Here is a 25,874-nt window from a genome sequence, read left to right as displayed (position 1 = left end):
GCAGGCCCACCGGCCGGCGGGGCTCGGCCGCGCCACCGCCCCGGTCCGTGCATCGGCCCCTGCACCCCCATCGACCCGGAAGCCACCATGACCACCACGCTGCGGCAGGACATCGCCCACACCAGCCGTGACATCCTCGTCGACGCCGAGCGCTCCCGTCGTCGCCCGCTCTGGACCCCGGCGTTTTCGCTCGCCGTCGTCGTCACGCTCGGGCTGCTCGTCCTGTCCCTGCTGGTCGGACAGTTCGACGTGTTCGCCGACGGGAACTTCTGGATGTTCGGCATCACCCGCATCCCGCGCACCGTCGCGCTCGTGCTCGCAGGGGCCTCGATGGCCATGTGCGGAGTGATCATGCAGCTGCTCACCCAGAACCGCTTCGTGGAGCCGACCACCACCGGCACCACCGAATGGGCCGGTCTCGGCCTCATCCTGGTCATGTGGCTGGCGCCCACCGCCTCGCTGTTCGTTCGGATGAGCGCCGCCGTGGGCATGGCCTTCCTCGGCACCATGGTGTTCTTCCTGTTCCTGCGCCGGGTCTCGCTGAAGTCCAGCCTGATCGTGCCGATCATCGGCATCATGCTCGGCGCGGTGGTCAGCTCCTTCTCCACGTATCTGGCGCTGATGACCGACAGCCTCCAGACCCTGGCCATCTGGTTCCAGGGCTCCTTCACCGGGGTGATCCAGGGTCGCTACGAGCTGATGTGGATCGTGCTGGGTGTGACCGTGCTGGTCTTCCTCGTCGCCGACCAGTTCACCGCAGCCGGCCTCGGCAAGGACATGGCCACCAACGTCGGGCTCAACTATGCCCTGGTGCTCTTCATGGGCACTGCGATGGTCGCGGTCGCCACCGGAGTGACCGCCACCGTGGTGGGCACGCTGCCGTTCCTGGGGCTGGTGGTGCCCAACATCGTCGCGCTGTTCCGCGGAGACGACCTGCGCAGCAACCTGCCCTGGGTCTGCCTGGTCGGGATCTCCACCGTCACGGTGTGCGACCTGGTCGGCCGGCTGATCATCGCGCCCTTCGAGATCCCCGTGTCCATGGTGCTGGGCCTGGTCGGCGGCGTGGTGTTCATCGGGCTGCTGCTGCGTCAGCGCCGCAAGGGAGGACTGGTCACCTGATGTTCAAACCTGCTGAGACCTCGGCGCAGACGCGCCGCTCCGGGGCCATCATCGACCGGCGGCACCGGCGCATCTATGTGCTGGTCATGATCCTGCTGGGCCTGATCTCCCTCGGCTCCACCGCGGGGATCCTCTTCTACAACAACCCGGTCCCCTTCGGCAGCGACGGCTGGTGGCTCATCGCCGGCATGCGGCGGGACTCCCTGCTGACCATCGCCGTCGTCGCCCTGTGCCACGCGATGTCCACCATCGCCTTCCAGACCGCGGTCAACAACCGCATCATCACTCCGGGCATCATGGGTTTCGGGTCTCTCTACACCGCCATCCAGACCGGATTCGTCTACCTCTTCGGCATCGCCGGAGTGACCATGCTGGTGGGCGTCCCGCAGTTCTTCCTCCAGATGGCGGTCATGATGCTGCTGGCCACTGCCCTGTACACCTGGCTGCTGTCCGGGAGGTTCTCCAACATCCACATCATGCTGCTGGTCGGTGTGGTGCTCGGCGGCACGCTGGGCTCGCTGTCCGCCTTCATGCAGCGCATGCTCACCCCCTCCGAGTTCGACGTGCTCACCGCCCGGCTCTTCGGCAACATCTCCAACGCCCGGGCCGAGTACCTGCCCTATGCCATCCCGATCGCGCTGGCCGTCGCCGTCGTGCTCTGGCTCTGGGCACCGAAGCTCAACGTCATCGCCCTGGGGCGGGACAACGCCACCAACCTCGGGCTGGACCACAAGCGGGAGGTCATCAAGATCCTGCTGCTGGTCTCAATCTTGGTCTCCATGGCCACTGCGCTGGTGGGACCCATGATGTTCCTGGGCTTCCTCACCGCGGCGCTGGCCTATCAGTTCGGCGACACCTACTCCCACCGGCTGCTGTTCCCCATGGGATTCCTCTTCGGCTACGCCGTCCTCTCAGCCAGCTACTTCGTGCTGCGCCACGTCTGGGACGCCGGGGGAGCGGTGACCGTCATCGTGGAGCTCGTCGGCGGGCTCGTGTTCCTGTTCTTCCTCCTGCGAAAGGGCCGCCTGTGATCACCCTGACCGACGTCAGCAAAGACTACTCCTCGACCGTGTCGATCGGGCCGGTCAGCGTCGACATCGACTCCGGCGGCGTCACCGCACTGGTGGGCCCGAACGGGGCGGGGAAGTCCACGATCCTGACCATGATCGGCCGACTGCTGAGCCTGGATGCGGGCAGCATCGAGGTGGCCGGGCACGACGTCGTGAACACGCCCTCCAAGGCCATCGCGAAGATCATCTCGATCCTGCGCCAGGAGAATCACTTCGTCACCCGGCTCACCGTGCGTCAGCTGGTCAGCTTCGGGCGCTTCCCCTATTCGAAGGGGCGGCTCACCCTGGGGGACGAGAAGTACATCTCCGAGGGGATCGACTTCCTGGACCTGACCGACCTGGAGGACCGCTACCTGGACCAGCTCTCCGGCGGGCAGCGGCAGCGTGCCTATGTGGCGATGGTGCTGGCGCAGAACACCGAGTACGTGCTGCTGGACGAACCGCTGAACAACCTGGACATGCAGCACGCGGTGGCGATGATGAAGCAGCTCCGGCGTGCCGCCGACGAGCTGGGCCGCACCGTGGTGATCGTGCTGCATGACATCAATTTCGCCGCGCACTATTCGGACCGGATCCTGGCCATGAAGAACGGTCAGGTCGTGGAGCACGGCGCCCCGGCCGAGATCATGCGCGACGAGGTCCTCAGCCGGGTCTTCAACACTGAGGTGCAGGTGATCGAGGGGCCGAACGGACCGCTGGCGGTGTACTACTGAGAGGGGATGCCCGGTCTGCCCACCGAACAGCCGCCTGTGACCACCCCAGCGTGCCGTTCGCCAGGGAGGGCATCGGCCAGCCCGACCAGCATCAGTCGGAAGATCCCCGTCCACGCGATCATGCTCGCGACCCCGATGTAGAACCCCACCAGAAGTCCGGCGACTTCCTCAGTCCGTGTTGGGGCTTCTCTCTCTTGTTCCCATCACTCGTAGCGCGTCTGAGTGACGAGCTGTCCTCGAAGCAAGTGCACGGGCTCCCAGGCGAAAGGAGTATCGATAGCGGTATGCTTTGCCCAGCTCATTGACTGTTTCCCGAACCCGTCAAGCAAATGCTCCTCTAGGGATCGTACGGTTCGAGGTCTGGCGCAGGTAGAAGACGGTTTCGGTCACGTCTTGTCGAGATGCCGAGCTAGCTCGTCGATCTGCTGCTGCAAGGTTGCGGCGTTTCCTGGGCGAAGCTCCCGGAGCGAGGACCCATATATGGTCTGCGCTGTTTGCTCGTCACAGACGAGGAGGTCTCGGATTCGAACAAGAGCATCCTCTTCTGTTGCCGATGACGACACAGCCTGAGCCAGAGGCGCGAGGGAGGCCCCGGCCGAAATGAGACTGCGCAACTGATCAATCTGAGATTCGACCGACCTCCGTCGCTCGGCCACCGTGCGTCGAGGCCGCGGCGCCCGAGCGACGTGCCGGGCGATGATCTCGGCCGATACGCTGACGCGCAAGGGAACGGTGCCGTGAAGATTTAGTCCGATGAGTACCGTGTGGAGGTCGTAGTTGCCCGGTTCGAGATCGGCCCACGTCTTGGGGTCGATGTGTATTGGCACCCGGGCGTACTCTTGCGGGTCTAGCGGCACCGCCTTCGAGCTCCCCGAACTCACCACGCCATAGTCGAAACTTGTCACGCCCGGCTTTGTGAAGATACCGATGACGTAGAACGTGTCATCGTTCGGAAGCCACCGGGTGGAGCCGACGTTGACGATGTCGATCGCGAAATCCTCTAGGTCACTGCCCGTCTCCATCAAGGCGGGCCAGCGCAACTCGAGAGGGCGCCGTCGGTCTGCTCTGCTGGGTCGAAGCCGTGCCGTCTCGGGGTGCACCCGAACGATACCGGCCCCGGTGTCGAGCTGAACGGTCGCTAGACGCCAGCTATCTCCCTCACTGCTGATGGGAGTACCCAGCAGAGTCGCCCTGCCCGCATGGCGTCGAAGGACCCGCCACCCATCGGTGGGCGCACCGGAGGCCGATTCCGTGTCCAGCTTGAAGCCCAGATCCTCGATGAGCTGCGCGAGTTGAGCACCCCCCTTGTTGAGGGCGTCGCGTTCAACGTCAACTGAACCGATCTGAGGAGAATTATCTGGAGAATCCATCGCCCGATCGTCTCACACGCATTAACACCTACGCCCTCGATCTACCCCTCCAAAGCGATGACGCCAACCGGGCTTGCCAGGGGTGGTTTGGGCTTTTCATGGCTTGAGAGCGAGTCCGTTATATTCAGCTGTGACCGTCCCAGTTCCTTGGTTGTGGGACGTGTTCCATGGCGACTTGAAGCGCCCTGGGTTTCGTTCCGGGGTCAGGACGCAACGGGCGCTACGTCATGGTCGTGAGTGTCCGTGGCTGCGACCTCGGTCGGGGTGGAGTAGCCCAGAGCCTCGTGCAGGCGCAGGGTATTCCACCAATGCACCCACCCCATGGTGGCCAGCTCCACGGCCTCGGTGGACTCCCAGAGGCGATTCGAGTGGATGAGCTCGGCCTTGTAGAGCCCGTTGACCGCCTCAGCCAGAGCGTTGTCGAAACTATCGCCCACGGTCCCGACAGAAGCCTTGACACCGGCGGTGATCAGGGCATCCGAGTAGGCCAGGCTCACGTACTGACTGCCTCGATCCGAGTGGTGGATCAGGCCCTGCCGGTCCCGGGTGGCACCTGTGCTCAGCCGAGCATGCTCCAGCGCGAGCAGCGGCAACCCGGTGGCGTGCAGGCTCGCAGAGATCGCCCACCCCACGATCTTCCGGGAGTAGACATCCGTGATGAACGCGGCGTAGCAGAACCCCGCCAGTGTCCTCACGTAGGTGATGTCAGCGACCCACACCTGATCAGCACGCTCAGCGACGAACTGGCGCTCCACCAGGTCAGGACGATGATCCGGCTCAGTCGCCGGCTTCGTCGTGACTGGCTTCCGGCCGCGGCGTATGCCGCGAAGGTCGGCACGTTTCATCAGGCGGGCGACCTGGTCGTGTCCCACGTCCCAGCCAGCATGGCCCATGGCGCGGTGCATCTTCCTCATCCCGTAAACGGAGTAGTTCTGCGCGTTGATCCCGGTCCGAGGGTGGGCGGACCTTCGCGGAGCGGTAGCCGCGGGAGGTGATGAACCCATGCTCTGTAGCACGCAGGGTGCGGCAGATCGCCTTGACCTAAGGAGCGATCGCGGTGTTCGTCGATGAACCGGATCATTTCGTCGTGGGGCGGTCGAGTTCCGCTGCGAAAAAGGCCGAGGCCTTCCGCCGGATCTCGTTGGCTCGGCGTAGTTCGAGGTTCTCTCTGCGCAACCGGCGCATCTCTTCTGAGCCCTCGCTACTCACTCCGGGGGCCAGGCCCTGATCGATGCGGTTCTGCTTCCACCAGTTGCGCAGGGTGTGGGGTGAGATACCGCCGAGGGCTTCACCTACCGCGGTGCAGGCGACCCAGCCTGAGCACTGCTCGGCTTGGATCCTCACTTCGATAAGCTGCAGCGCACGGGCCTTGAACTCAGGGGAGTACTTCAGGGGCATGATCCGACCCTCCTTGAGGAAGTAGGTCGGAACGAAAGCCAGGGCGCTTCACCCACCCTCTTCCATCCGGGAGTTCCTGAACGCGGCCGCATACCGACAGCGTTGGTTCTGGGAGCCGGAACCACTGAGTCTTCAGTGAACTCAGAGCCCACGTGCGGCTTCCTGCCAGTGGCCACCGATAGCGTGATTACTACCTCATCAAGGTGCGAGTGATACAGGAGCCCCTGCGGCTGACCGCCAAAAGCGTCCCCTCACGCTGGTCCGTCGCAGGGGCTCCGCTCCTCTGGTGGTGACTATCGGCCGGTTTTGATCAGGCCGCACCGACCTCATAGACGTGGGGCGGTCGTCTCACCGGTCCTTGGTGAAGGCGACTGACTGGGTGCCGTCGCGGAGAACGACTCTCCTGGCTCCGAAAAAACCTGCCGTCACATCTACAGTCACAGGTTGAGCGTGGTTCGCCCGGAGCCGTGTGGTTCCCCAGAAGAGGTTGCGTTCGTCGGCGACATCGTTGTCTATGATGAGCCGTACTCGGTACCAGAACAGTGCTCCCTGGTCGACCTCCACCACTAAGTTCAGGCCGTGATGGTTCAGTGTGAACTGCTTCATTCAGGCTCCTCCTGCCGTCGGATTTGGTGAACCTCGGACTCGCCGATCACAACGTCTCCGCTCCTACTGTATAGAGCTGCTGACTGCCATTCTGGGCGCCGCTAGTGGTAGAAGGGCATCTCTTGATTCGCCTCGACCTGAACAGCGTCGAGACGTGGTTCGGTCAGTAGCGAGTCGATGGCCCTCTGTCCGCCCGCGATACCGGCCCAATGGGGATCGACGTCCTGGGTGATGCACGAGGTGCGATTCGTCGGCCAGATGAACGCAGGCGGCGGCATGGCGCGATCCGTCTGTGCCTGCCAAGAGTCTCCGATCCTCCCGGAGACCGGCGACGGCGGGGGTGTGCCGGCCTTCATTCAGCGGAGCGGAGTCAGCCCCATCCCCACGTCTTCCGGCCCCACAGGTCGACATCGCCTCCGCCTCGTCGCCAGGAGGCGGTCGGCAGATAGAGAATTCTCATTGAGACACCCGCTCGGGCGGGCGCACCGAAGTCATGACCATCAGCAGGGGCGCCCGAGCAGAGGCGCGTCCTAGGGTGAAGGAGTGAACAGTTGCGCCCGTGACGGGGCTCCCCGGACTTCGACGATCGACGACCCACCCTCTGGGGAGGGATCAGTGGTCGGCCCCACCGCGTTGTCCCTGCGCCCGCCGGAGAATCAGCTGGAGAAGCGCGCCATCGGGTGGTGGATGCTGCAGTCTCTGGTGCTGGCCGTGCCGATCCTCGCCGCCGCCATCGTGGCCTACGTGTGGTGGGATGCCGCCCGTCCCTGGCTGATCCTGGTGGTCCTGGCTGCAGCTCTCCTGCTCATCGTCGGAGTGGCAGTGGAGCCATTCTGGCGGTACCGGGTCCACCGTTGGGAGACCACCCAGGATGCGGTCTATGCTCGAAGCGGCTGGCTGGTGAGGGAATGGCGAGCAGCGCCGCTGGCCCGCGTGCAGACCGTGGACGCTCTGCGCGGACCTCTCGAGCAGCTGTTGGGACTGTCCACGCTGCGAGTCACCACAGCCTCGTCCTACGGGGCCATAGACATCGGTGGCCTTGATCAGAGGACAGCAGCCCGTCTGGCCGAAGAGCTGACCGAGGCGACTCAGCAGATCCCCGGGGACGGCACATGAGCCTGTCGCCGCCTCACCCAGCTGAAGTCCAGGCCTCCCGCGATGCTCCCGCGACGACCTGGCATCGGCTCAGTGTCCGCATCATCTGGGTCGACCTGGTCATCAGCATCGTGTCGATCGTGCCGCCGATGGTGGCGATCTGGGGCTTCGGGATCGATGTCTCCGCCGGGCAGATCTGGCCGCTGATAGCTCTGGCAGCGTTCGGGGTCCTGGGTGCCGTCGCCGATGGGCTGCGGTGGGTCTTCACACGCTTTCGGGTGACGCCGACCTACGTCGAGCTCAAGACCGGAGTCTTCCTGCGGCGGCATCGCTCGATCCAACGAGACCGCATCCGCAGCGTGGATGTCGAAGCGAAGCTGCGTCACCGGCTGGCGAGGATGCGGGTGGTCAACATCGGGGCCGGCCAGCAAGCCTCGGCGGGGGAGTCCGCGCTGTCTTTGGACGCCCTCAGCGCTGAGGATGCTCGAAGGCTTCAGCACAGCCTGCTCAGCGCGGTTGAAGGACCCGCAGAAGTCCTCGAGGCGTCGGTGGACTCGGAACTCTCCTCACAGCACCGCCGGACGACGGCGCAGGACGGGGCCGGTCATGAGAGCCCGGCAGCTGCTCCCGAAGCAGATGAGCCGCTGAGAATCTTCGCTCGGTTCGAACCGAGCTGGTGCATCTACAACATGTTCACCATCTGGGCCTACGTCCTGGCTCTGGGGCTGGGCTGGGGTGCCCTCTGGCTGCTGAGCACTGTCGGTGTGGACCTCTACGGCTTCGTCGTCGGGCTGCTCGACTGGGACTCGATCGGCTGGGTCGGCACAACGCTCATCGCGGTGGTCGTCGTCGGAGCACTCGGGGCCGTTGGTCTTGGCATCAACTACTTCGCCGAGAACTGGAACTTCGAACTGGCTCGGATCCGCAGCAGAGACGGCACCATGCTGCGGACCCGAAGAGGCCTGTTCACCACTCGGGAGGTCAACCGTGATGAGAATCGGATTCGGGGAGCCCAGATCTCGGAACCGGTGCTGTGGCGCTGGATGGGCGTGAGCGACACCAGCGTGCTCACCACCGGGCTCGATGTGTGGTCGATGTCAGAACCCGCGGCGATCCTGCCCCGCGGCCCGATCTCCCGCACCAGAGAAGTCGCTGGACAGGTGCTCGGCGACCCGGAGAACCCCTTCCACGCGCACCTGAGGCCCCATCCCTGGAGAGCGCTGCGACGTCGACTGTGGTGGGCTGGCGGGCTCACCGTCGGCCTCGGTGCGCTGCTGACCTGGCTCGCGGTCAGCGACGTGCTCCCCTACGAGGTGATCTGGGCGACGGCGGCCTTCGGTCCGGCGAGCCTGCTGGCGGCGGTCCTCGCCTATCGAGCACTGGGTCACACGATCACAGACCGCTATGTCATCACTCGCTCAGGACTGCTGAGCCGAGCGACCACCGTCCTCCAGCGCTCATCGGTGAGCACCATAGTGATCCGGGAATCACTGCTTCAGCGGCGGCTGAATCTGCGCACGGTCTCCACGATGACCGCGGCGGGACAGGGCGGCTACGACACCCCGGACATCGAACGGCGGCAGAGCCTGGAGTTCGCAGTGCAGGCGGCCCCGGGGCTCCTCGACCCCTTTCTCGTGCCAGACCGCTAGCCTGCTGGTCAGGCCTTGGGGGAGGGGCGGGTCGTTCTCACGCGTGATGAGATCGGCGCGGGCGGCGCCGGCGGCGGTCTTGCTACGGGCTCAACCACTCCAGCGGGACCATGATCATCTCGGGGAAGAGCCCCATGAGGAGCACCAGCGAGGTCTGGGCCAGCAGATAGGGCAGCACCGGTCTGATCACGTGGTCGATCTTCACCTTCCCCACCGCGCAGGCGACATTGAGCGAGGGCCCCACCGGTGGAGTGATGAGCCCGATGACGTTGGCGAGGGTGAAGATGATGCCGAAGTAGACCAGATCGACGTCGGCGGCCTCCAGCAGCGGCACCACGATCGGGGTGACGATGAGGATCGTCGGAATGACGTCCAGGACGGTGCCGATGAGGATGACGAACAGCATCAGGCTGATGACCAGCAGCGTCGGGTTATCGGCCAGCCCGCTGAAGGTGTCCGTGATGATGTCGGGCAGGCCGGAGATCGTCATGTAGTAGGCGAGCACCTGCGCGGCGGCGGCGAGAAACATGACGACCGCGGACATCTTGGCTGTGGAGCGCAGGGCTTCGAACAGGGTCCGGATGGAGAGCTCGCGGTAGATCACCCCACCCACGATCGTCGCGTAGACGACGGCGACGACGCCGGCCTCGGTGGCGGTGAATACGCCTCCGCGGAGCCCCACGAGAATGATCACCGGAAGCAGGAGCGCCCAGAACGCCCCGAGGGCTAGCTTGGACAGTTCGGTGAAGGTGGGCGGCTCCGTCGGCGCCTCCTGCACGTTCTCCTTCGTGCGGGAGATGACGAACCACACTGCGCACATGGTCAGCGTCAGGTACAGCGCCGGGGCGAGACCGCCGAGGAACAGCGATTGGATCGACACCCCCGCGGTGGCGCCATAGACGATGAGCGGGACCGAGGGAGGCATGACGGGGGTGACGAGGTTCGCACTCGCCGTCAGGGCTGTCGACCTCGCCCGGTCGTATCCGGCTTTGGCCATCATGGGGATGAGGATGGCACCGAGGGCCGCGGTGCTGGCGACGGCTGAACCCACCAGGCTTCCGAACAGAAGACAGGCGATGATCGTGACGTAGCCGAGCCCGCCACGGACCCGGCCGACCGTGGCCTTGCAGAGGTCGATGATGCGGTGGGTGAGTCCGCCGCGATTCATGAGCTCGCCGGTCAGGATGAAGAACGGCAGAGCCATCATGGCGATGGAGTCGGTGCCTCGCATGAGCTGGGCCGCCATGACCTGGGAGTCAGCGGCGCTGCCCAGCTGCATGCCGGTGACCATCGCGCAGAAGAGCAGGGCGAAGGCGATGGGGACTCCGATGGCGATGGCACCGAAGAGGTACCCGAACATCTGTGCCAGAGCAGGCATGGAACTCCTTGTCCTAGTTCGCCGCCTGCCGGAGCAGGTCGGTGTCGTCATCGGGGATGGCCAGAAGCTCAGCGACCGTCAGTTTGAAGGCGAACAGCCTGAGGATGTTCATCAGCGCCATCAGCGAGATGGCCAGGCCTGTGATGAGACCGATGGCGTAGATCAGCGGCCGGGGATACTGAGTCGCGACCCAGCGATCGCCCATGCTCTGCACCACCAGGTCCCAGCTGCCGCTGACCAGGAGCACCATGACCCAGATGATGATCAGCTGCACGATGGTGTACAGGGTCTTCTGCGCGGGGAGGGGCACGCGTTCCAACAGGGTGTGCATGCCCAGATGCCGGTTCTCCCTGAAGGCGCCCACGGCACCGAGATAGACCAGATAGATGAAGCACAGCCGGGCGATCTCTTCTGACCAGACCAGTCCGGAGTCGAAGAGATACCGCAGTGCCATGTTCAGGAAGACGAAGAGGACCATCGAGATCAGGAAGATCACCATCATGATCTCGATCGCGCGGAACAGGGTGCTCATCGCGCGTTCTGTGGCGGCTCTGAAGGTCATGGGCTCACTCCACCGCCTCGATCTCGTGGACCAGGTCCTCGGCCCACTCGTGCTCGTCGTAGAGGTCCTCGTAGAGAGGTGCGAGTCTGTCGATCATCTGCTCCCGTTCCTCCTCGGTGGGTTGGGTGACGGTGACGCCGTTCTCCTCCAGGAACTCGACCTCGTGCTCGATGCCGTCGAGATAGTTCTGCCACGCGGCCGCGGCCGTGTCGGCGGCGGCCTCCCTCACGATCTCCCGGTGATCGGGCGAGAGCTCCTCCAGGAAATGGTCGTTCGTGACGAAGGGCAGCACCGCGGTGATGTGGTTCGTCTCGTAGACGTAGTCCTGGACCTCGTAGAGTGCCTCGCCGATGAGAGTGACCATTCCGTTGTCCTGCCCGTCGACCACGCCGGTCTCCAAGGCCGTAAAGAGGTCCCCCAAGGGGATGACCTGAGGGTTGGCCCCGAAGAGCTCGGCGATCTCGAGGTGGATCGGGTTCCCGGGCATGCGGATCCGTTGACCGGCGAAGTCCTCGACGGACTCCAGCGGCCGGTTCGAGGAGAACGTCCTGGCGCTGTTCGGCCCCCAGGCCAGGACCTGAGTGGAGGAGAACTGGTCGTGAAAGTCCTCCGCGAGGTCTGTCGCCACGTCCGACGTCGTCCAGACGGTCTGGGCGTGCTCGAGATCCCGGTAGAGGAAGGGCCAGTCGGAGATCAGCATGGTGGGATACTCCTGGTTCATCCCGGAGCCGATGATGGCCGCGTCGATGGAGCCGTTCCGGACGCTGTCCCACAGCTCATCCTCGCTGCCCAGCGTTCCCCCGTGGAAGGTGTCGACCTGGAGCGCGCCTCCCGAGCGTTCCTCCACCTGGGCGGTGAACACCTCGTCCACCGCCTGGGACATCGGGTGGTCGATGTCCCACACATTGGCGAGGGTGATGGTGGTGGTCTCGTCGTCCCCTCCGCCGCAGGCTGCGAGGGGTACGACGATCGCCAGCACAGCCATCGCGGACGCTGACTTCTTCATGGTGGCTCCTCTAGGTCTGACGGGCCGGGGCTGTCACTGGATCCGAAGCATGACTTTGCTGGAGGCCACTGCTGGATCCAGCGCGGTCTCGAAGGCCCGATGCGCCTCCGAGAGGTCGAACTCATGGGTCATGAGCGGGTCCACATCGAGGCCGTCACCCAGCAGCTCGATCGCGTCTGGCATCTCGTCGCGGAAGCGGAACGAACCGATCCAGGTGATCTCCCGGGAGATCAGATCGCCGAGCACTGCGGGGGCGGGGTTCTTGGGGAGGTTGCCCACCTGGACCAGGGTTCCTCCTCGTGAGGTGCCTGCGAGGGCGCCTTCGAGCGCCGCAGGTGCGCCGGAGGCCTCGAAGACGACCGGAGCCTCTGGCGTCGAGAGCCCCTGCGAGAGGTCGATGAGCTCGTCGGCACCCATCTGTGACGCCAGGGCCAGACTCGAGGAGGAGATGTCCGCGGCGACGACGCGCCCAGCTCCTCGTCTGGTCAACGCCGCGATGAGGAGCAGGCCGATCGGGCCACAGCCGTTGACGACCACGTCGGCCGATTCGAAGAGGGCTCCGGAGGCCTCGCGCGCCCGATTGATGGCGTGCAGGGCCACGGCCAGCGGCTCTGCCAGAGCGCCTCGCCGGGTGTCGACCGAGTGCGGGAGCGGCAGCGCCTGATCGGCGGGCACGCTCAGCAGCTGACGGAAGCCTCCGTCGGTGTGCGGATCATGGGCCGCCGAGCCCAGGTAGCGGAGTTCGGGGTGCAGGTTGCTGCGGTGCGCCCACACGTCATCGAGTTCGACCCCGTCCGGCAGGGACGCCGGCATCACGGCCACGCGCTGGCCGTCCAGCGCGGTCGGTACGTCCTGCCCTCGATCCACCACGCGCCCGGCGACTTCATGGCCCAGCACCAGAGGGTGCCGCAGGACGGCTGTCCCTGAGGCGCCCCGGGAGAAGTAGGACAGGTCAGATCCGCAGATCCCGCCCCACTCCACAGCGATCAGCACGTCTCCGGGGCCCGGAGTGGGAGAGGGACGCTCGTCGACGCGCAGGTCCCGGGTGCCGTGTACGACTGCTGCTTTCACGTGGCTCCTCTGTGCTTTGATGCGGGCGGGGTCGTCTCGTGGCGCTCTCTGCACGGCGCGGAGACTCCTCCTCGAACTTGTATTCAAGTTCTAGTATGGAAGAATGATGTGACGTGAGTCATCGGGATGTCAAGTCGGTCGGGAGGAATGGGTGAGTGGTGGTGAGTCGTAGACTGTGGCAATGGTGAAGCAGGGTATGAGTCGGTCTGAGCGACATCACGTGTACGACCAGATCCGCGGCAGGATCATCGATCTGGAGCTGCTTCCAGGGGCGGCGATCTCCGAGAATGAGCTGTCGCGTGCGCTGGGGGTCTCCCGCACCCCGATCCGCGAGGCGCTCCTCCTGCTGACCAAGGAGAGCCTCGTCGAGGTCTTCCCGAAGGTCGGGACCTTCGTCTCTCGGGTCGATCCGCGGCGAGTGGCGGAGGCCCAGTTCCTGAGGGAGGCCGTGGAGCTTGCCTCGCTCCGGACTCTCGTCGAGCCCTTCGACGACGGCGTGCTGGAGCGGCTGCGGCAGAACCTTGCGGACCAGTCGGACGTCGGAGGAGATGTGCGGCGCTTCTTCGTGCTGGATGAGGAGTTTCACCGCGGACTCATGGCGCTGGCCGGCCATGAGGGCTCCTGGTCCACCGTGGCGAGCGCCAAGGGGCACCTGGATCGAGCCCGCATGCTGGGGATCCAGGAGATGCCACGGGTCGACTCCTTCGTCGAGGAGCACCGGTCGATTTTCGATGCCGTGGTGGCCGGTCGGTTCGAGGAGGCGGGGCGACGGCTGGCTGCTCATCTGCGCGTGGTCTTCGACGACATCGAGGCGATCCGTGCGAAGTCTCCGGAGCTCTTCATCGGGGACAGCACAGCCCGTCCGGTGCGGCGTCCCGCGTACGTCTGGGAGTCTCCCCAGGGCTGAGTCCTGCCCTCCTTTTCGGGAGGGGTCACCTTGACACGTCTGGTATACAAGTGCTGACATACAAGGCGTCGGTGGTCTCTTGGCGCCGATGCCCTGCCCCTATGAGGAGTTGAAGCATGAGAATCATCGACGCCAGGGTGGTGGTCAGTTCCCCCGGTCGGAACTACGTCACGCTGATCGTGGAGACCGAGGACGGGCTGACCGGCATCGGTGACGCCACGCTCAACGGCCGGGAGCTCGCGGTCGCCTCCTACCTGAGGGACCATGTGTGCCCGCTGCTGATCGGGCGGGACGCGCGCCGCATCGAGGACACCTGGCAGTGCCTGTACCGAGGGGCCTATTGGCGGCGTGGCCCGGTGACGATGACCGCCGTCGCCGCCGTCGACGTGGCCCTGTGGGACATCAAGGGCAAGGCTGCCGACATGCCCGTCTACCAGCTGCTCGGGGGTGCGGCACGGGACGGCGTCATGCTCTACACCCACGCCAGCGGGGAGACTCTGGCCGACCTCCACGAAGACTTCCAGGCCCATCTGGACCAGGGCTTCAAAGCCATCCGCGTCCAGTCGGCGATCCCCGGGCTGGAGAAGACCTACGGCATCCCTGCTCCGGGCGGAGAAATCTATGAGCCGGCGAGCGGAAGCCGCCCCCAGGAGGATCGTTGGGACACGGCTCCCTATCTGGACTTCGCGCCGCAGATGGTGGCCTCCATCCGTGAGGAGTTCGGCTACGGGACCCACCTGCTCCACGACGTGCACCACCGGCTGAGTCCCATCGAGGCGGCTCGTCTGGGCAAGGCGCTGGAGCCCCACCGGATGTTCTGGATCGAGGACCCCACACCGGCAGAGGACCAGAGCGCCTTCCGCACCATCCGGCAGCACACGACGACCCCGCTGGCCGTGGGAGAGGTCTTCAACTCCATCTGGGACTGCCAGCAGCTGATCACCGAGCGCCTCATCGACTACATCCGGGCCTCCGTCTCACACGCCGGAGGCATCACCCACCTGCGCAGGATCTTCGCCCTGGCCGACCTCTACGGGGTCAGATCCGGCTCCCACGGAGCCGGAGACCTCTCCCCGGCCTCGTTCGCAGCCGCATTGCACGTCGACATGAGCATCCCGAACTTCGGTGTCCAGGAGTACATGGGGCATCGGCCCCCGGCGGATGAGGTCTTCTCGGTCTCCTACTCGATCTCCGAGGGGCACGCGCACCCCGGGGACGCGCCGGGCATCGGGGTCACCTTCGACGAGGAGGCCGCCGCGCGGCATCCCTACGACCCGAAGTATCTGCCGATCAATCGTCGACTGGACGGGACGGTGCACGACTGGTGAACGACATGACAGCAGCTGCGCCCAGCGGCCGGAGGCATTATGACGTCGTCGTCCTCGGCGAGGTCCTGGTGGAGGTGGCCACGGAGGCTGCCTTCGACGACGGCGTGGAGGCCCGCCTGGGCGTCTCCGGCGACGCCCTGAACGTGGCGGCCGCTGCGGCGGCGGCCGGTGCTGAGGTCGGGCTCATCTCAGTCCTGGGTGAGGATGAGCTCGGGCAGGCCGTGCGGCGCAGGATCGAAGAGCTCGGCGTCTCCACAGACCTGCTGCGCCAGCGGCCGGGACAGCAGGGGGCATACTTCGTCCACAGCGATCCTGAGGGGAACCGAGAGTTCTCCTACGCCCGCTCGCACAGCGTCGGGTCGACGCTCTCGCCCGAAGACCTCGACCTGGAAGTCCTTCGGAACGCGGGGGCGGTGATCGCCAGCGGCATCATAGCAGCGATCTCCGACACTGCGGCGCAGGCCGTCGACGTCGCGGCTGCCGCCGCCCGGCGATTCGTCTACGACCCGAACCACCGTCCCCGGCTGAGCAGCCTGGAGGATGCGCGGCGACGGCTCCGGGAGCTCGCCCCGCTCAGCTGGCTGGTCACCCCCTCCTCTCCGGGTGAGACCTCAGATCTGCTCGACGCCGAGTCCCCCGACGCCGCGGCACAGGCCCTGACCTCGATGGGAGCGAGCAACGTCGCGGTCACCTGTGGTGCCGACGGAATCTACCTGCTCCATGACGGAGAAACGCGGTGGATCTCCTCTGTTCCGGCTCCCCACGTCATCGACCAGACAGGGGCCGGCGATGCGTTCCTCGGGTCCACGACGGCCCGTGCTGTGCTGGGGGACACCCTGCCCGACGCGGTTCGCTGGGGTGCCGCCGTCGCGTCCCTGGTGGTGGGTGGCCGAGGCGGGACCGGATTCGTCCCCACGGCCGCTCAGACCCGGGAGCACCTCCGCACTGCGTCGATCACTGAGGAAGGAGCCCCATGATGCCGCGGCTCAGTCGTCCCGCCGCCCGTGAGGAAGGTCTCCTGCCCCTCACACCTGATGCCGCAGGCGTCCAGGGGCAGCAGAGCCTGCGGATCGTCCATCTCGGGTTCGGGGCGTTCGCCCGTGCCCACACTGCCCTGTACACCGAACTGGCCGAGCTGCGCTCGCAGGACCCGAGTCAGCAGTGGCGGGTCGTCGGAGTCACTCAGCGGTCCAACACCGTCGCCGAGCAGCTGAACCCGCAGGACGGGCTGTACAGCGTGGTCGACGTCGGCCCCGGCGCTACCGGAGTCCAGCTGGTGACCTGCGTCGACGAGGTGCTCTCCGGCCCGGACGAGTCCGATGCGGTGGTCGCCCTGATCGCCGATCCGCAGACGCGGATCGTGTGCCTGACGATCACGGAGAAGGGCTATCGCCTCGACGCCGCGGGGCACGGGATCGACTGCGCCGACCCGGAGATCCAGGCTGACCTGGCTGGTCGCGCCCCTGGGACCGCCGTCGGGCAGATCGTCCGGGGGCTGCAGCTGCGCCACCGGCGCGATGCCGGGCCACTGGCTGTGCTGTCCTGCGACAATCTCCCCGGGAATGGGGAGCTGACGCGTGAGGCCGTGCGTTCGTTCATCCGGGCCCTGCCCGAGGACGGGACTGAGGAGCTCTTGGCCGGGGTCCAGGATTCGGTGAGCTTCCCCAACACGATGGTGGACCGGATGGTGCCTCAGCCGACGGCCGAGACCGTGGAGCAGGCGGCTCGGGCCCTCGGCTTCACCGATGAAGGTGCCGTGCCCGGTGAGCATTTCACCCAATGGATCATCGAGGACGACTTCCCCGGTGGGAGGCCGCAGTGGGAGCTCGCCGGAGCCACGTTCAGTGATCAGGTGAGGCAGTGGGAGGACACCAAACTGCGGATGCTCAACGCCGGACATACCCTGCTGGCCTCCCTGGGGCTGTGCGTCGGGGCGCCGACGATCAACGATGCCGTGCAGGAGGAGGCCTTCGCTCGTGCCTGCCGCGAGATGTATCGGCTGGAGGTCCTGCCCACACTGGAGCTCCCGCAGGGCGTCGACGGAGAGGCCTACGGCGAGGAGGTGCTCCACCGGTTCGCGAACGAGTCGCTGGGCCACACGACGGCCAAGGTCGGCTCCGACGGTTCCTTGAAGATCGGTCCCCGGCTGGGCGAGACCATCACACGGTGCCTGGACCGCGGCCTGACACCGCAGTGGGCGTCGTTGGCAGTGGGCGCCTGGGTCCACCACGTCCTCCATGGCCGCGAAGAGGATGTCGCGGACCCGCTCGCCGAACAGATGCGTCGGCAGGGTCTGGCGGCGGAGGGCGCTGAGAGCTCCGTCTCAGAGGTCCTCCGGGTCGCCGGTCTGTTCGAGGACCTGCTGGAGCGGGATGAGCTGCTGCGCGTCATCGTCGAATGGGTGAGGATCCTGCGCACGGGTGACGAGGCCCTGAGATCCGAGATCATACGCAGGTCAGAGGAGAGGAGCAGCGCAGATGGTTGAGAACACTCGAGAGGTCCTGGCGGCGTCGCCGGTGATCCCCGTGGTGACGATCGACGACGTCGAGGCGGCGGTGCCTGTGGCGCAGGCGCTGGTGGACGGTGGCGTGCCGATCATCGAGGTCACTCTGCGCACGCCCCAGGGTCTGCAGGCCCTGCGCCGCATCGCGGCGGATGTGCCCTCCATGCTGGTGGGGGCCGGCACGGTCCTGAATCCGCAGCAGGCGGAGGACGCGCTGGAGGCCGGGGCGGAGTTCCTGGTGACTCCCGGTCTCTCACAGAGTCTCCTGACATGGATCCCCAGCTCCGGTGTCCCGTGCCTGCCCGGCGTCTCCACCCTGGGTCAGGTGATGGACGCGCTGGACGCCGGGATCACCGAGCTCAAGTTCTTCCCGGCGGAAGCCGCCGGCGGCGTGCCCTATCTCAAAGCCGTCGCCGGGCCCGTGCCGGAGGTCACCTTCTGTCCCACCGGCGGGATCGGCCTGGGCAACGTGCGGGAGTATCTCCAGCTGAAGAACGTGCCCTGCGTCGGAGGCAGCTGGCTGACACCGCAGGCCGCGCTCGCCGCAGGGGACTGGGACGATATCAGGCGCCGAGCAGCCGAGGCCGCCAAGCTCGGCGGCTGAGATCCTGGGCCGGAGCGGTCGTGCTGGCAGGCAGCTATCTGCTCGCGGTGTGGACGCCACAGGGCCAGGCCCTGGAGAACGCCGCGCTGCGCGGTGCGGACCAGGTCAGCGGCCAGGACTTCGTCAGCGCCAACGTGGAACTGCACGCCATCACCATGGTCTCTCTCGCGGCGCTGACGCTCCTTGTGGCGACGATCGCGCTGGTGCGGAGGAGGGTGGACCTGGCGGTCGCGGGTGCCGGGCTGATCGTCCTGAGCCAGGCGATCACACAGCTCTTGAAGCGGTTCATCCTGCCTCGGCCAGAACTGGTGGACGCCGCCGGCCATGCGCACAACAGTTTTCCCAGCGGCCACACCACCATCGCGCTCACGGTGATCTTCGCGCTCATCCTTGTCGTGCCCTACCGGATGCGCGGGATCATGATGTTCTTCGCAGCGCCGTGGGCCCTCAGCATCGGCGCGTACACCATCACCGCCCAGTGGCACAGGTTCAGCGACACCCTCGGTGCCATGGCGGTCGCACTGTTATGTGCCTGCCTGTCTTCGTGGTGGCTTGCCCGCCGCGGCCGCGTGGTCCGATACCGAGGCAGGACGTTCCGGGGACGTGTCATCCTCGCCGTCCTGATCATGGGGTTGACCGCGCTGACCCTGGCGATGGGTGGACTCCTCTGGGGCGCAGGTTTCAGTCGCGGCATCGACTTCTCCGCACCCGACGAGGTGTGGGACTACAACGCCTACTTGGGGGCGAGTGTGCTGTCGCTCGGTTTCGCGGGACTCTCCATCCTCTCCTTCTGGGGGTTGTGGCACCGACGTGACGTCGCACCTGCGGCGCGCTCCGCAGGGGCCGACACGGACTCGCGGTGAGCGTGAGCGCCCCGAGGGTCGCCAGATAGAGACCGACGGGGTGGATCCCATGATTCTGGACCAGCCAGGTCGCGGCGAACAGGGGGCAGCGCGGCCCCGAGCAGGCGTAGTAGTGCACACCGGAGCCGGTGTACCGGGTGGTGGTGGGGAAGAGCCCCATCCGGGTCATGCCGACACTGAGGAAGAGCAGCATCTGCCACAGGTTGAGATCCTCACCGGTTCCCATGGACCCGGCATTGAGTCAGACGCCGAAGGAGGCGCCGATGACGGCCCTTGGGGCCTCACTGTGCTTCGCAGCTGCCGATGATGCCATTGGCTTCCCACCACTTGACCCCAGTGCCGGCAGCGGCGCAGTCTTCGAGCTTGCTTGCGTTCCAGTCGGCCCACCAGCCGTAGGCCTGAGTGGTGACGGTCCCTATGGGGTTCTTGAGGATCGAGGTGACGTCACCGGTCGTCTGACTCACGAGCCTGTAGTCATCGATGAGACCGTCGACAGCGCAGGAGTCAGCCCAGACATGTGCTTCACTCGCGGCCACTTGTTCCCGGTCACTGACTCCATGGCAGCTCGACGCGGAAGCAGCAGGAGCTGAAAGCGCGATTCCCCATGACATCATCCCGAGGGCGGCGAACGTGCAAGCAAGACGTGCTGGAGTTTTCATGAGCCGGAGCTCCTCTCGTGTCGACACAGGCATCAAGCGGGAATGTTCCTGTCACAAGACTTGTCCCGGAAAATGCACGTCGACTCGACAGCGTCTGACTTGTGGCTGAACCTGTCGAGGTCAGTGTCTCCGATCCTCGGAGAGCTTGCGCGAGACGTGGAGACCACGCCCCGCCCTGCCCAGACCAGAGACAGCGCCACCCCGGAGGAACGGTCGGAACACACGCGCTGACGCGACGTCTAGCGACAATCCCTCCGGAGTCAACGGGATGAGGCGCCGTGCTCAGCCCTCGATCGTGGCCAGGACCTCCCCGGCACCGACGGAGGCGCCCGGCTCGGCCTTGAGCCCCTTGATCTTGCCGGCCTTATGGGCCGTCAGCGGCTGCTCCATCTTCATGGCCTCGAGGACCAGGATCAGGTCGCCTTCGGCGACCTTGTCCCCGTTCTTGGCCTGCACCTTCACGATGGTGCCCTGCATGGGCGAGGTGAGCTGGTCACCGGAGGCTCCGGCGGCCGCGGTGCTGCGCGACTTGCGCCGTCGCTTTCTGCCCGCCTGGGTGGCGAGCTTCCCGGCGGCCAGCGACGCCGGCAGGCCGACGGTCACCCGCTTGCCGTTGACCTCCATGACCACCGAGGCACGTTCCTCCTCGTGATCCGGGTCGGCGTGGGCGGAGAGCGGATTGTACGGAGGGATCGTGTTGTCGAACTCGGTCTCGATCCACCGGGTGTGCACGGAGAACGACGCCGGCGCCCTCCGGTGTCCGTGCCCGCCCTCCTCGGCCGCGAGCTCCGGGACGAAGGCCGGGTCCTCGAGGACCCGGCGGTGGAAGGGCAGCACGGTGGGCATGCCCTCGATGGTCATCTCCGCCAGCGCCCGACGCGCACGCTGGACGGCCTGGGCGCGGGTGGCGCCGGTGACGATGAGCTTGGCGACCATGGAGTCGAAGGCCCCCGAGATGGTCTCGCCGGCACGCACTCCGGAGTCGACGCGCACACCGGGCCCGGTGGGCAGGTCGAAGCGCTCGAGCTTGCCCGGGGCGGGCATGAAGTTGCGACCGGCGTCCTCACCGTTGATGCGGAACTCGATGCTGTGACCGCGGATCTCCGGGTCGTCGTAGCCCAGCCGCTCGCCGCGGGCGATCCGGAACTGCTCACGGACCAGGTCGATGCCGGTGACCTCCTCGGAGACAGGATGCTCCACCTGCAGGCGGGTGTTGACCTCCAGGAAGCTGATTGTGCCGTCCCGGCCCACCAGGAACTCGCAGGTGCCGGCACCGGTGTAGCCCGCCTCGCGCAGGATCGCCTTGGATGCTCGGTAGAGCTGCCGGTTCTGCTGGCGGTTCAGGAATGGGGCCGGGGCCTCCTCGACCAGCTTCTGGTTGCGGCGCTGCAGGGAGCAGTCACGTGTGGAGACGACCACGACGTTGCCGTGCTCATCGGCCAGGCACTGGGTCTCCACGTGGCGCGGGGCGTCCAGGAACCGCTCGATGAAGCACTCTCCGCGGCCGAAGGCGGCGGTGGCCTCACGCACGGCGGAGTCGTAGAGCTCCACGATCTCCTCGTGCTCGCGGACCACCTTGATGCCGCGTCCGCCGCCGCCGTGGGCGGCCTTGATCGCGATGGGCAGCCCCTGCTTGTCTGCGAACTTGATGACCTCCTTGGCGGACTTCACCGGTTCCTTGGTGCCGGGTGCCATCGGTGCGCCCACCTTCTCGGCCAGCTGCCGGGCGGAGACCTTGTCGCCGAGGGTCTCGATCGCCTCCGGGGTGGGTCCGATCCAGGTCAGCCCGGCCCGGGTGACGGCGCGGGCGAAGTCGGCATTCTCGGAGAGGAACCCGTAGCCGGGGTGGACGGCGTCGGCGCCGGTGGCGCGGGCGGCCTCCAGGAGCTTCTCGACCACCAGGTAGCTGTCCGCGGCCGTGGCCCCGCCGAGGGAGTAGGCCTCGTCGGCCATGGTGACGTGCATGGCGTCGCGGTCCGGATCGGCATAGACGGCCACAGTGGACAGCCCCTCGTCGCGGGCCGCACGGATCACGCGGACCGCGATCTCGCCGCGGTTGGCGATCAGCACCTTGCTGAACTCGGTCATGGTCTCTTCTGCACTCCTGGTAGTCGGGGTGGACGCGGCAAAAACTTCAGCTGCTGGATCCGGGCTGGGGGACCGGCCCGTTCTCCAGCTGGGCACGGAGCCGGGCCAGCGCGGCGGGTGAGACGCCGATGACCGATTCCCGGTCGCCGTCGACGTGCTCGATGAACTCCGCCGCCGCACCCTCCAGAGTGAAGGCGCCGGCGCAGTTCAGGGGCTCTCCGGACTCCGCATAGGTGCGGATCTGCTCATCGGTGGGGCGGCCGAAGGTGATGCGGGTGGAGACCGTCTCTCCTGCGGCCTGCAGCTCTCCGTCATGGCCGGGCTGCTGCCCCAGCCAGCTGGAGCCGGTGGTGCGGGTGGCGCTCGCGGCGTCGACCAGCCAGTGGCCGGTGTGCAGTGTGCCGGTGGACCCGCGCATCTGCCGCCAGCGCTCCACGGCGACCTCGATCTCATAGGGCTTGCCGTAGGCCACGCCGTCGAGCTCGAAGACCGAATCGCAGCCCAGCACCAGGGCGCCGCGGGCCGCGCCCCGGGAGGCGACATCTTCGGCCTTGGTGCGGGCCAGCAGCAGGGCCTCCTCGGCGGGGGAGAGCGGCCCCAGGGCCTCCACGGCGGAGGCGACGACGGCGGGTTCGTCCACTTCGGAGACGACCACCTCGAAGTCGAGGCCGGCCGCCTCGAGGATCTGGCGGCGGCTCGGGGAGGCGGAGGCGAGGATCAGCCGGGGCGCTCGGTCACGATGTGCGCTGCTCATCGGGTCACCTCAGTCCTGCCGCGTGCTGCCAGGAGTCTGTGCCCGGGCGGCCCCACAGACCCAGGTGGCGGCGGCGCTGCAGGGTGCGGTCGCGCGGGCCGGTGGTGCCGGCGCTGACGTCGGCCACCGGCTCCGCAGTGGCCAGCCGCCCGATGACGGCGGTGACCGCGGCGAGCTCCTCGATGCTCAGCGGGGTGCCGCCGACCTGCAGGACAGCCTGCTCCTGCACCGGTTCTTCGCTGCCGGGGTCCTCTGGGACGACCGTCATGCTCGGGTCTCCTTCCGCGACGTCGATGCCTGTGCGCTCCGCCCGTTCACAGCGGGATGTTTCCATGCTTCTTGGCGGGCAGCGCCTCGCGCTTGTGGTACGTCGCGCGCAGCGCCTTGGTGACCTGCCAGCGGGTCTCGGCGGGTTCGATGACGGCGTCGATGTAGCCCAGTTCGGCGGACTGGTACGGGTTGAGCAGCTCGGACTCGTAGTCGTCGATGAGCTCCTGGCGGCGGGTCTCGACGTCGCCGCCCTCCTTCTGCACGGCGGCCAGCTCCCGGCGGTGCAGGATGTTCACCGCACCCTGGGCGCCCATCACGCCGATCTGCGCAGTGGGCCAGGCCAGGTTGACGTCGGCGCCGAGCTTCTTGGAGCCCATCACGATGTAGGCGCCGCCGAAGGCCTTGCGGGTGATGACGGTGATCTTCGGGACCGTGGCCTCCGCGTAGGCATAGAGCAGCTTGGCGCCGCGGCGGATGATGCCGTTGAACTCCTGGTCGGTCCCCGGCAGGAAGCCGGGCACGTCCACCAGGGTGAGGATTGGGATGTTGAAGGCGTCGCAGAACCGCACGAAGCGGGCGGCCTTCTCGGAGGCGGCGATGTCCAGGGTCCCGGCGAGCTGCGCGGGCTGATTGGCGACCACTCCGACGCTGCGGCCCTCCACCCGACCCAGGCCGATGGTGACGTTGGGGGCGTAGAGCGCCTGGAGCTCCAGGAAGTGGCCCTCGTCGAGGATCTGCTCGATCACCACGCGCATGTCATAGGGCTGGTTGGCCGAATCGGGGATCAGCGTGTTCAGCGCCTCGTCCTCGGCCTCGATCTTGGCGCGGTCCTCGTGGGGCTCCACGGGGGCCTCGGCGAGGTTGTTCAGCGGCAGGAACTCCAGCAGCTCCTTGACGAACTCGAGGGCGTCCTCCTCGTCGGAGGCCAGGTAGGAGGCGGTGCCGGTGGTGGTGTTGTGCTGGCGAGCCCCGCCGAGGGTCTCCATGTCCACGTCTTCACCGGTGACGGACTTGATGACGTCGGGACCGGTGATGAACATGTGCGAGGACTTGTCCACCATGATCACGAAGTCGGTCAGCGCGGGGGAGTAGGCGGCGCCGCCGGCGGAGGGGCCCATGATCAGGGTGATCTGCGGGACCACGCCGGAGGAATGGACGTTGTTCCGGAAGATGTCGGCGAACATGGCCAGCGAGGCCACGCCCTCCTGTATCCGGGCGCCGCCGCCGTCGTTGATGCCGATGACCGGGCAGCCGTTGCGGGCGGCGAACTCCTGGACCTTGACGATCTTCTCGCCGTTGACCTTGGAGAGCGAGCCGCCGAAGACCGTGAAGTCCTGGGCGAAGATGGCCACCATGCGTCCGTCGATGGTGCCGTAGCCGGAGACGACGCCGTCGCCGAGGAGCTTCTTCTTCTCCATGCCGAAGGAGGTGGACCGGTGCACCGCGAGGGCGTCGAGCTCCACGAAGGAGTCGGGGTCCAGCAGCATCTCGATGCGCTCCCGGGCGGTGTGCTTGCCCCGGGCATGCTGCTTCTCCACTGCCGCCTCTCCCGCGGGGGCGTGGGTGAGGTCCCGCCGGCGGCGGAACTCGGCAAGCTTGCCGGCGGTGGTGGACTGATCGTGCTCGGCGCCGGGCTTCGGGGCGGTGCGGCCGTCGGCGTTGGCGCGGGCGTCAGTGCGGGGGGAGGTGCTCATCGTCCGTGGGGAACCCTTTTCTCCGGCGGTCGGCGGACGGCAGCGTCACAGGGTGCGCTGGTGCGCGGTCGCGTCGCTGCCGGATCCTTCAGGAACTCTACAATCCAGCGGCCAGTCTAGCCCGCTCAGGTCGGCCGACGGCTGTAGGAACCCTACAAGGCTGGGCCCGGGGCGGAACGCGAGTGTGACGCAGGTGACATATGAGGGTTACCCATGAGTAGAATTGGGGGCATGACTGAGTCCGCAGCATCCACTCCCGCAGACGCCCCCGCAGACGCCCTCACCGGGATCCCCGCTGAGATCCTCGGCGACCGAGACCTGGACGGCGCCCGCGTGCTGATGTCCGGCGGCAGCCGGGGCATCGGTCACGCCATCGCCGTCGCCCTGGCCGGCCGAGGTGCACACATCGCCATGCTCGCCAAGACCGACACCCCGCATCCCAAGCTCGCCGGGACCGTGCATTCGGCGGTCTCCGACGTCGAGGCCGCAGGAGGCCGTGGACTGGCGATCGTCGGGGACCTGCGGGAGGACGCCGACGTCGTCCGTGCCGTGGAGACCACCGAGGCGGAGTTCGGCGGCGTGGACATCATCATCAACAACGCCTCGGCGATCGATCTCTCCACCATCGAGGCGTTGGACATGAAGCGCTACGACCTGATGCACGACATCAACGTCCGGGGCACCTTCCACCTCTCCAAGACCGCCATGCCGCATCTGCGTGAGGCCGCCGCCGCGGGACGGCACGCGCAGGTCCTGACCCTGTCGCCGCCGCTGACCGACGCCGAGGGTCGCCTGGATCCGCAGTGGTTCGGCCGTCATCTGGGTTACACGATGGCCAAGTACGGGATGTCGATGACCACTCTGGGGCTCTCCCAGGAACTCTCCGGGACAGGGGTGGATGTGAACTCGCTGTGGCCCGCCACGCTCATCGACACCGCCGCCATCCGTGCCATGCCCGGCGGCGAGGAGATGGTCCGCGCGGCGCGGACCCCCGCCGTCGTCGCCCACGCGGCACTGGCCCTGCTCTCGGGTGCGGCCGGACGGCGCAGCGGGGAGTTCCTCACCGATGAGCAGGTGCTCGCCGCCGCGGGGGTGGAGGACCTCTCCGACTACGCTGTGGAGCACGGGCGCGAGCTGATCCCGGACATCTTCCTCTGAGGGGCGATC

At 66.8% G+C, this 25,874-nt stretch carries 23 protein-coding genes and 1 pseudogene; 12 read left to right on the top strand and 12 right to left on the bottom strand.

What is annotated here, in order from left to right; all coding sequences use genetic code 11:
* The first annotated feature begins 87 nt into the window (after nt 1-87).
* Genes HNR09_RS03765 through HNR09_RS03755 form a run of 3 tightly spaced genes read left to right on the top strand, consistent with a single transcriptional unit; the run spans nt 88 to nt 2,902 of the window.
* Nucleotides 88-1,119 (top strand): ABC transporter permease, encoded by a 1,032-nt coding sequence (locus HNR09_RS03765; RefSeq protein ID WP_179540832.1) that lies wholly within the window; start codon nt 88-90, stop codon nt 1,117-1,119.
* A complete protein-coding gene (locus HNR09_RS03760; protein WP_179540831.1) occupies nt 1,119-2,150 on the top strand; it encodes an iron chelate uptake ABC transporter family permease subunit in 1,032 nt (343 codons plus the stop codon). The genes HNR09_RS03765 and HNR09_RS03760 overlap by 1 nt, the downstream gene beginning before the upstream one ends.
* Complete coding sequence (locus tag HNR09_RS03755) at nt 2,147-2,902, top strand: ATP-binding cassette domain-containing protein (RefSeq protein WP_179540830.1); 756 nt, start codon at nt 2,147-2,149, stop codon at nt 2,900-2,902. Before HNR09_RS03760 ends, HNR09_RS03755 begins: the two co-directional genes overlap by 4 nt.
* A gap of 386 nt (nt 2,903-3,288) precedes the next feature.
* On the opposite strand, the gene HNR09_RS03750 is transcribed toward HNR09_RS03755, so the two are convergent.
* The 3 genes and pseudogenes from HNR09_RS03750 to HNR09_RS03740 form a co-directional block, all read right to left on the bottom strand.
* Nucleotides 3,289-4,272: a hypothetical protein gene (locus HNR09_RS03750; RefSeq protein WP_179540829.1), complete on the bottom strand. Its 984-nt coding sequence runs from the start codon at nt 4,270-4,272 to the stop codon at nt 3,289-3,291.
* A 203-nt stretch (nt 4,273-4,475) separates the two neighbouring features.
* Nucleotides 4,476-5,670, bottom strand: a pseudogene (locus HNR09_RS03745) (IS3 family transposase).
* A 348-nt stretch (nt 5,671-6,018) separates the two neighbouring features.
* Entirely contained in the window at nt 6,019-6,276 is a 258-nt protein-coding gene (locus HNR09_RS03740; protein WP_179540828.1) for a hypothetical protein, read from the bottom strand.
* 615 nt (nt 6,277-6,891) lie between these two features.
* Here HNR09_RS03740 and HNR09_RS03735 point away from each other — a divergent pair.
* A complete protein-coding gene (locus HNR09_RS03735; protein WP_343047437.1) occupies nt 6,892-7,392 on the top strand; it encodes a PH domain-containing protein in 501 nt (166 codons plus the stop codon).
* Nucleotides 7,389-9,020 (top strand): PH domain-containing protein, encoded by a 1,632-nt coding sequence (locus HNR09_RS03730; RefSeq protein ID WP_179540827.1) that lies wholly within the window; start codon nt 7,389-7,391, stop codon nt 9,018-9,020. Before HNR09_RS03735 ends, HNR09_RS03730 begins: the two co-directional genes overlap by 4 nt.
* Before the next feature lie 82 nt (nt 9,021-9,102).
* Here the strand turns inward: HNR09_RS03730 and HNR09_RS03725 are convergent, their stop codons facing one another.
* From HNR09_RS03725 to HNR09_RS03710, 4 genes are read right to left on the bottom strand one after another with little or no spacing between them, the layout of a single operon-like run.
* Complete coding sequence (locus HNR09_RS03725) at nt 9,103-10,398, bottom strand: TRAP transporter large permease (protein WP_179540826.1); 1,296 nt, start codon at nt 10,396-10,398, stop codon at nt 9,103-9,105.
* 13 nt (nt 10,399-10,411) lie between these two features.
* On the bottom strand, nt 10,412-10,960 hold the full coding sequence (locus HNR09_RS03720) for a TRAP transporter small permease (RefSeq protein ID WP_179540825.1): 549 nt from the start codon (nt 10,958-10,960) through the stop codon (nt 10,412-10,414).
* 4 nt (nt 10,961-10,964) lie between these two features.
* Nucleotides 10,965-11,966, bottom strand: coding sequence for a TRAP transporter substrate-binding protein (locus tag HNR09_RS03715; protein WP_179540824.1), 1,002 nt, complete (start codon nt 11,964-11,966; stop codon nt 10,965-10,967).
* Between the two features lie 33 nt (nt 11,967-11,999).
* Nucleotides 12,000-13,037: a zinc-binding dehydrogenase gene (locus tag HNR09_RS03710; RefSeq protein ID WP_179540823.1), complete on the bottom strand. Its 1,038-nt coding sequence runs from the start codon at nt 13,035-13,037 to the stop codon at nt 12,000-12,002.
* A gap of 181 nt (nt 13,038-13,218) precedes the next feature.
* Between HNR09_RS03710 and HNR09_RS03705 the strand changes: the two genes are divergently transcribed.
* From HNR09_RS03705 to HNR09_RS03680, 6 genes are all read left to right on the top strand, one after another.
* Nucleotides 13,219-13,944 (top strand): GntR family transcriptional regulator, encoded by a 726-nt coding sequence (locus tag HNR09_RS03705; protein ID WP_179540822.1) that lies wholly within the window; start codon nt 13,219-13,221, stop codon nt 13,942-13,944.
* A gap of 116 nt (nt 13,945-14,060) precedes the next feature.
* Nucleotides 14,061-15,272 carry a D-mannonate dehydratase ManD gene (manD, locus tag HNR09_RS03700; RefSeq protein ID WP_179540821.1) on the top strand — a complete coding sequence of 404 codons (1,212 nt, stop codon included), beginning with the start codon at nt 14,061-14,063 and terminating at the stop codon, nt 15,270-15,272.
* 5 nt (nt 15,273-15,277) lie between these two features.
* Nucleotides 15,278-16,249: a sugar kinase gene (locus tag HNR09_RS03695; RefSeq protein ID WP_179540820.1), complete on the top strand. Its 972-nt coding sequence runs from the start codon at nt 15,278-15,280 to the stop codon at nt 16,247-16,249.
* On the top strand, nt 16,246-17,757 hold the full coding sequence (locus tag HNR09_RS03690; RefSeq protein WP_246348707.1) for a mannitol dehydrogenase family protein: 1,512 nt from the start codon (nt 16,246-16,248) through the stop codon (nt 17,755-17,757). The genes HNR09_RS03695 and HNR09_RS03690 overlap by 4 nt, the downstream gene beginning before the upstream one ends.
* The gene (gene eda, locus HNR09_RS03685; RefSeq protein ID WP_179540819.1) at nt 17,750-18,379 is read left to right on the top strand and encodes a bifunctional 4-hydroxy-2-oxoglutarate aldolase/2-dehydro-3-deoxy-phosphogluconate aldolase; all 630 of its coding nucleotides are present in this window, start codon (nt 17,750-17,752) and stop codon (nt 18,377-18,379) included. The genes HNR09_RS03690 and eda overlap by 8 nt, the downstream gene beginning before the upstream one ends.
* Before the next feature lie 20 nt (nt 18,380-18,399).
* Nucleotides 18,400-19,242, top strand: coding sequence for a phosphatase PAP2 family protein (locus tag HNR09_RS03680; protein ID WP_218881877.1), 843 nt, complete (start codon nt 18,400-18,402; stop codon nt 19,240-19,242).
* Nucleotides 19,243-19,523: 281 nt separating this feature from the next.
* On the opposite strand, the gene HNR09_RS03675 is transcribed toward HNR09_RS03680, so the two are convergent.
* The 5 genes from HNR09_RS03675 to HNR09_RS03655 form a co-directional block, all read right to left on the bottom strand.
* Entirely contained in the window at nt 19,524-19,901 is a 378-nt protein-coding gene (locus tag HNR09_RS03675) for a hypothetical protein (protein WP_179540818.1), read from the bottom strand.
* A 282-nt stretch (nt 19,902-20,183) separates the two neighbouring features.
* On the bottom strand, nt 20,184-21,989 hold the full coding sequence (locus HNR09_RS03670) for an acetyl/propionyl/methylcrotonyl-CoA carboxylase subunit alpha (protein ID WP_179540817.1): 1,806 nt from the start codon (nt 21,987-21,989) through the stop codon (nt 20,184-20,186).
* A gap of 46 nt (nt 21,990-22,035) precedes the next feature.
* A complete protein-coding gene (locus HNR09_RS03665; protein WP_179540816.1) occupies nt 22,036-22,743 on the bottom strand; it encodes a Maf family protein in 708 nt (235 codons plus the stop codon).
* 4 nt (nt 22,744-22,747) lie between these two features.
* Nucleotides 22,748-23,011, bottom strand: coding sequence for a hypothetical protein (locus HNR09_RS03660; protein ID WP_179540815.1), 264 nt, complete (start codon nt 23,009-23,011; stop codon nt 22,748-22,750).
* A gap of 46 nt (nt 23,012-23,057) precedes the next feature.
* On the bottom strand, nt 23,058-24,707 hold the full coding sequence (locus HNR09_RS03655) for an acyl-CoA carboxylase subunit beta (protein WP_179540814.1): 1,650 nt from the start codon (nt 24,705-24,707) through the stop codon (nt 23,058-23,060).
* Nucleotides 24,708-24,938: 231 nt separating this feature from the next.
* On the opposite strand from HNR09_RS03655, the gene HNR09_RS03650 reads away from it, so the two are divergent.
* The gene (locus HNR09_RS03650; RefSeq protein ID WP_179540813.1) at nt 24,939-25,865 is read left to right on the top strand and encodes an SDR family oxidoreductase; all 927 of its coding nucleotides are present in this window, start codon (nt 24,939-24,941) and stop codon (nt 25,863-25,865) included.
* Nucleotides 25,866-25,874: the final 9 nt, after the last annotated feature.

Origin of the sequence: Nesterenkonia xinjiangensis (assembly GCF_013410745.1) — a bacterium.
In the GTDB taxonomy this organism is placed as follows: Bacteria; Actinomycetota; Actinomycetes; order Actinomycetales; family Micrococcaceae; genus Nesterenkonia; species Nesterenkonia xinjiangensis.
Note: the sequence above shows the minus strand (reverse complement) of the source record. Positions and strands in the feature narration are given on the sequence as shown.

Bases quoted from the DNA above. Each gene is read 5' to 3' on its own strand.
- HNR09_RS03650 (WP_179540813.1), top strand. From the start codon at position 24,939: ATGACTGAGTCCGCAGCATCCACTCCCGCAGACGCCCCCGCAGACGCC.
- eda (WP_179540819.1), top strand. From the start codon at position 17,750: ATGGTTGAGAACACTCGAGAGGTCCTGGCGGCGTCGCCGGTGATCCCC.
- HNR09_RS03670 (WP_179540817.1), bottom strand. From the start codon at position 21,989: ATGACCGAGTTCAGCAAGGTGCTGATCGCCAACCGCGGCGAGATCGCG.
- HNR09_RS03725 (WP_179540826.1), bottom strand. From the start codon at position 10,398: ATGCCTGCTCTGGCACAGATGTTCGGGTACCTCTTCGGTGCCATCGCC.
- HNR09_RS03720 (WP_179540825.1), bottom strand. From the start codon at position 10,960: ATGACCTTCAGAGCCGCCACAGAACGCGCGATGAGCACCCTGTTCCGC.
- HNR09_RS03695 (WP_179540820.1), top strand. From the start codon at position 15,278: ATGACAGCAGCTGCGCCCAGCGGCCGGAGGCATTATGACGTCGTCGTC.
- manD (WP_179540821.1), top strand. From the start codon at position 14,061: ATGAGAATCATCGACGCCAGGGTGGTGGTCAGTTCCCCCGGTCGGAAC.
- HNR09_RS03765 (WP_179540832.1), top strand. From the start codon at position 88: ATGACCACCACGCTGCGGCAGGACATCGCCCACACCAGCCGTGACATC.
- HNR09_RS03760 (WP_179540831.1), top strand. From the start codon at position 1,119: ATGTTCAAACCTGCTGAGACCTCGGCGCAGACGCGCCGCTCCGGGGCC.
- HNR09_RS03665 (WP_179540816.1), bottom strand. From the start codon at position 22,743: ATGAGCAGCGCACATCGTGACCGAGCGCCCCGGCTGATCCTCGCCTCC.
- HNR09_RS03660 (WP_179540815.1), bottom strand. From the start codon at position 23,011: ATGACGGTCGTCCCAGAGGACCCCGGCAGCGAAGAACCGGTGCAGGAG.
- HNR09_RS03675 (WP_179540818.1), bottom strand. From the start codon at position 19,901: ATGAAAACTCCAGCACGTCTTGCTTGCACGTTCGCCGCCCTCGGGATG.
- HNR09_RS03730 (WP_179540827.1), top strand. From the start codon at position 7,389: ATGAGCCTGTCGCCGCCTCACCCAGCTGAAGTCCAGGCCTCCCGCGAT.
- HNR09_RS03750 (WP_179540829.1), bottom strand. From the start codon at position 4,272: ATGGATTCTCCAGATAATTCTCCTCAGATCGGTTCAGTTGACGTTGAA.
- HNR09_RS03740 (WP_179540828.1), bottom strand. From the start codon at position 6,276: ATGAAGCAGTTCACACTGAACCATCACGGCCTGAACTTAGTGGTGGAG.
- HNR09_RS03705 (WP_179540822.1), top strand. From the start codon at position 13,219: ATGGTGAAGCAGGGTATGAGTCGGTCTGAGCGACATCACGTGTACGAC.
- HNR09_RS03715 (WP_179540824.1), bottom strand. From the start codon at position 11,966: ATGAAGAAGTCAGCGTCCGCGATGGCTGTGCTGGCGATCGTCGTACCC.
- HNR09_RS03690 (WP_246348707.1), top strand. From the start codon at position 16,246: ATGATGCCGCGGCTCAGTCGTCCCGCCGCCCGTGAGGAAGGTCTCCTG.
- HNR09_RS03655 (WP_179540814.1), bottom strand. From the start codon at position 24,707: ATGAGCACCTCCCCCCGCACTGACGCCCGCGCCAACGCCGACGGCCGC.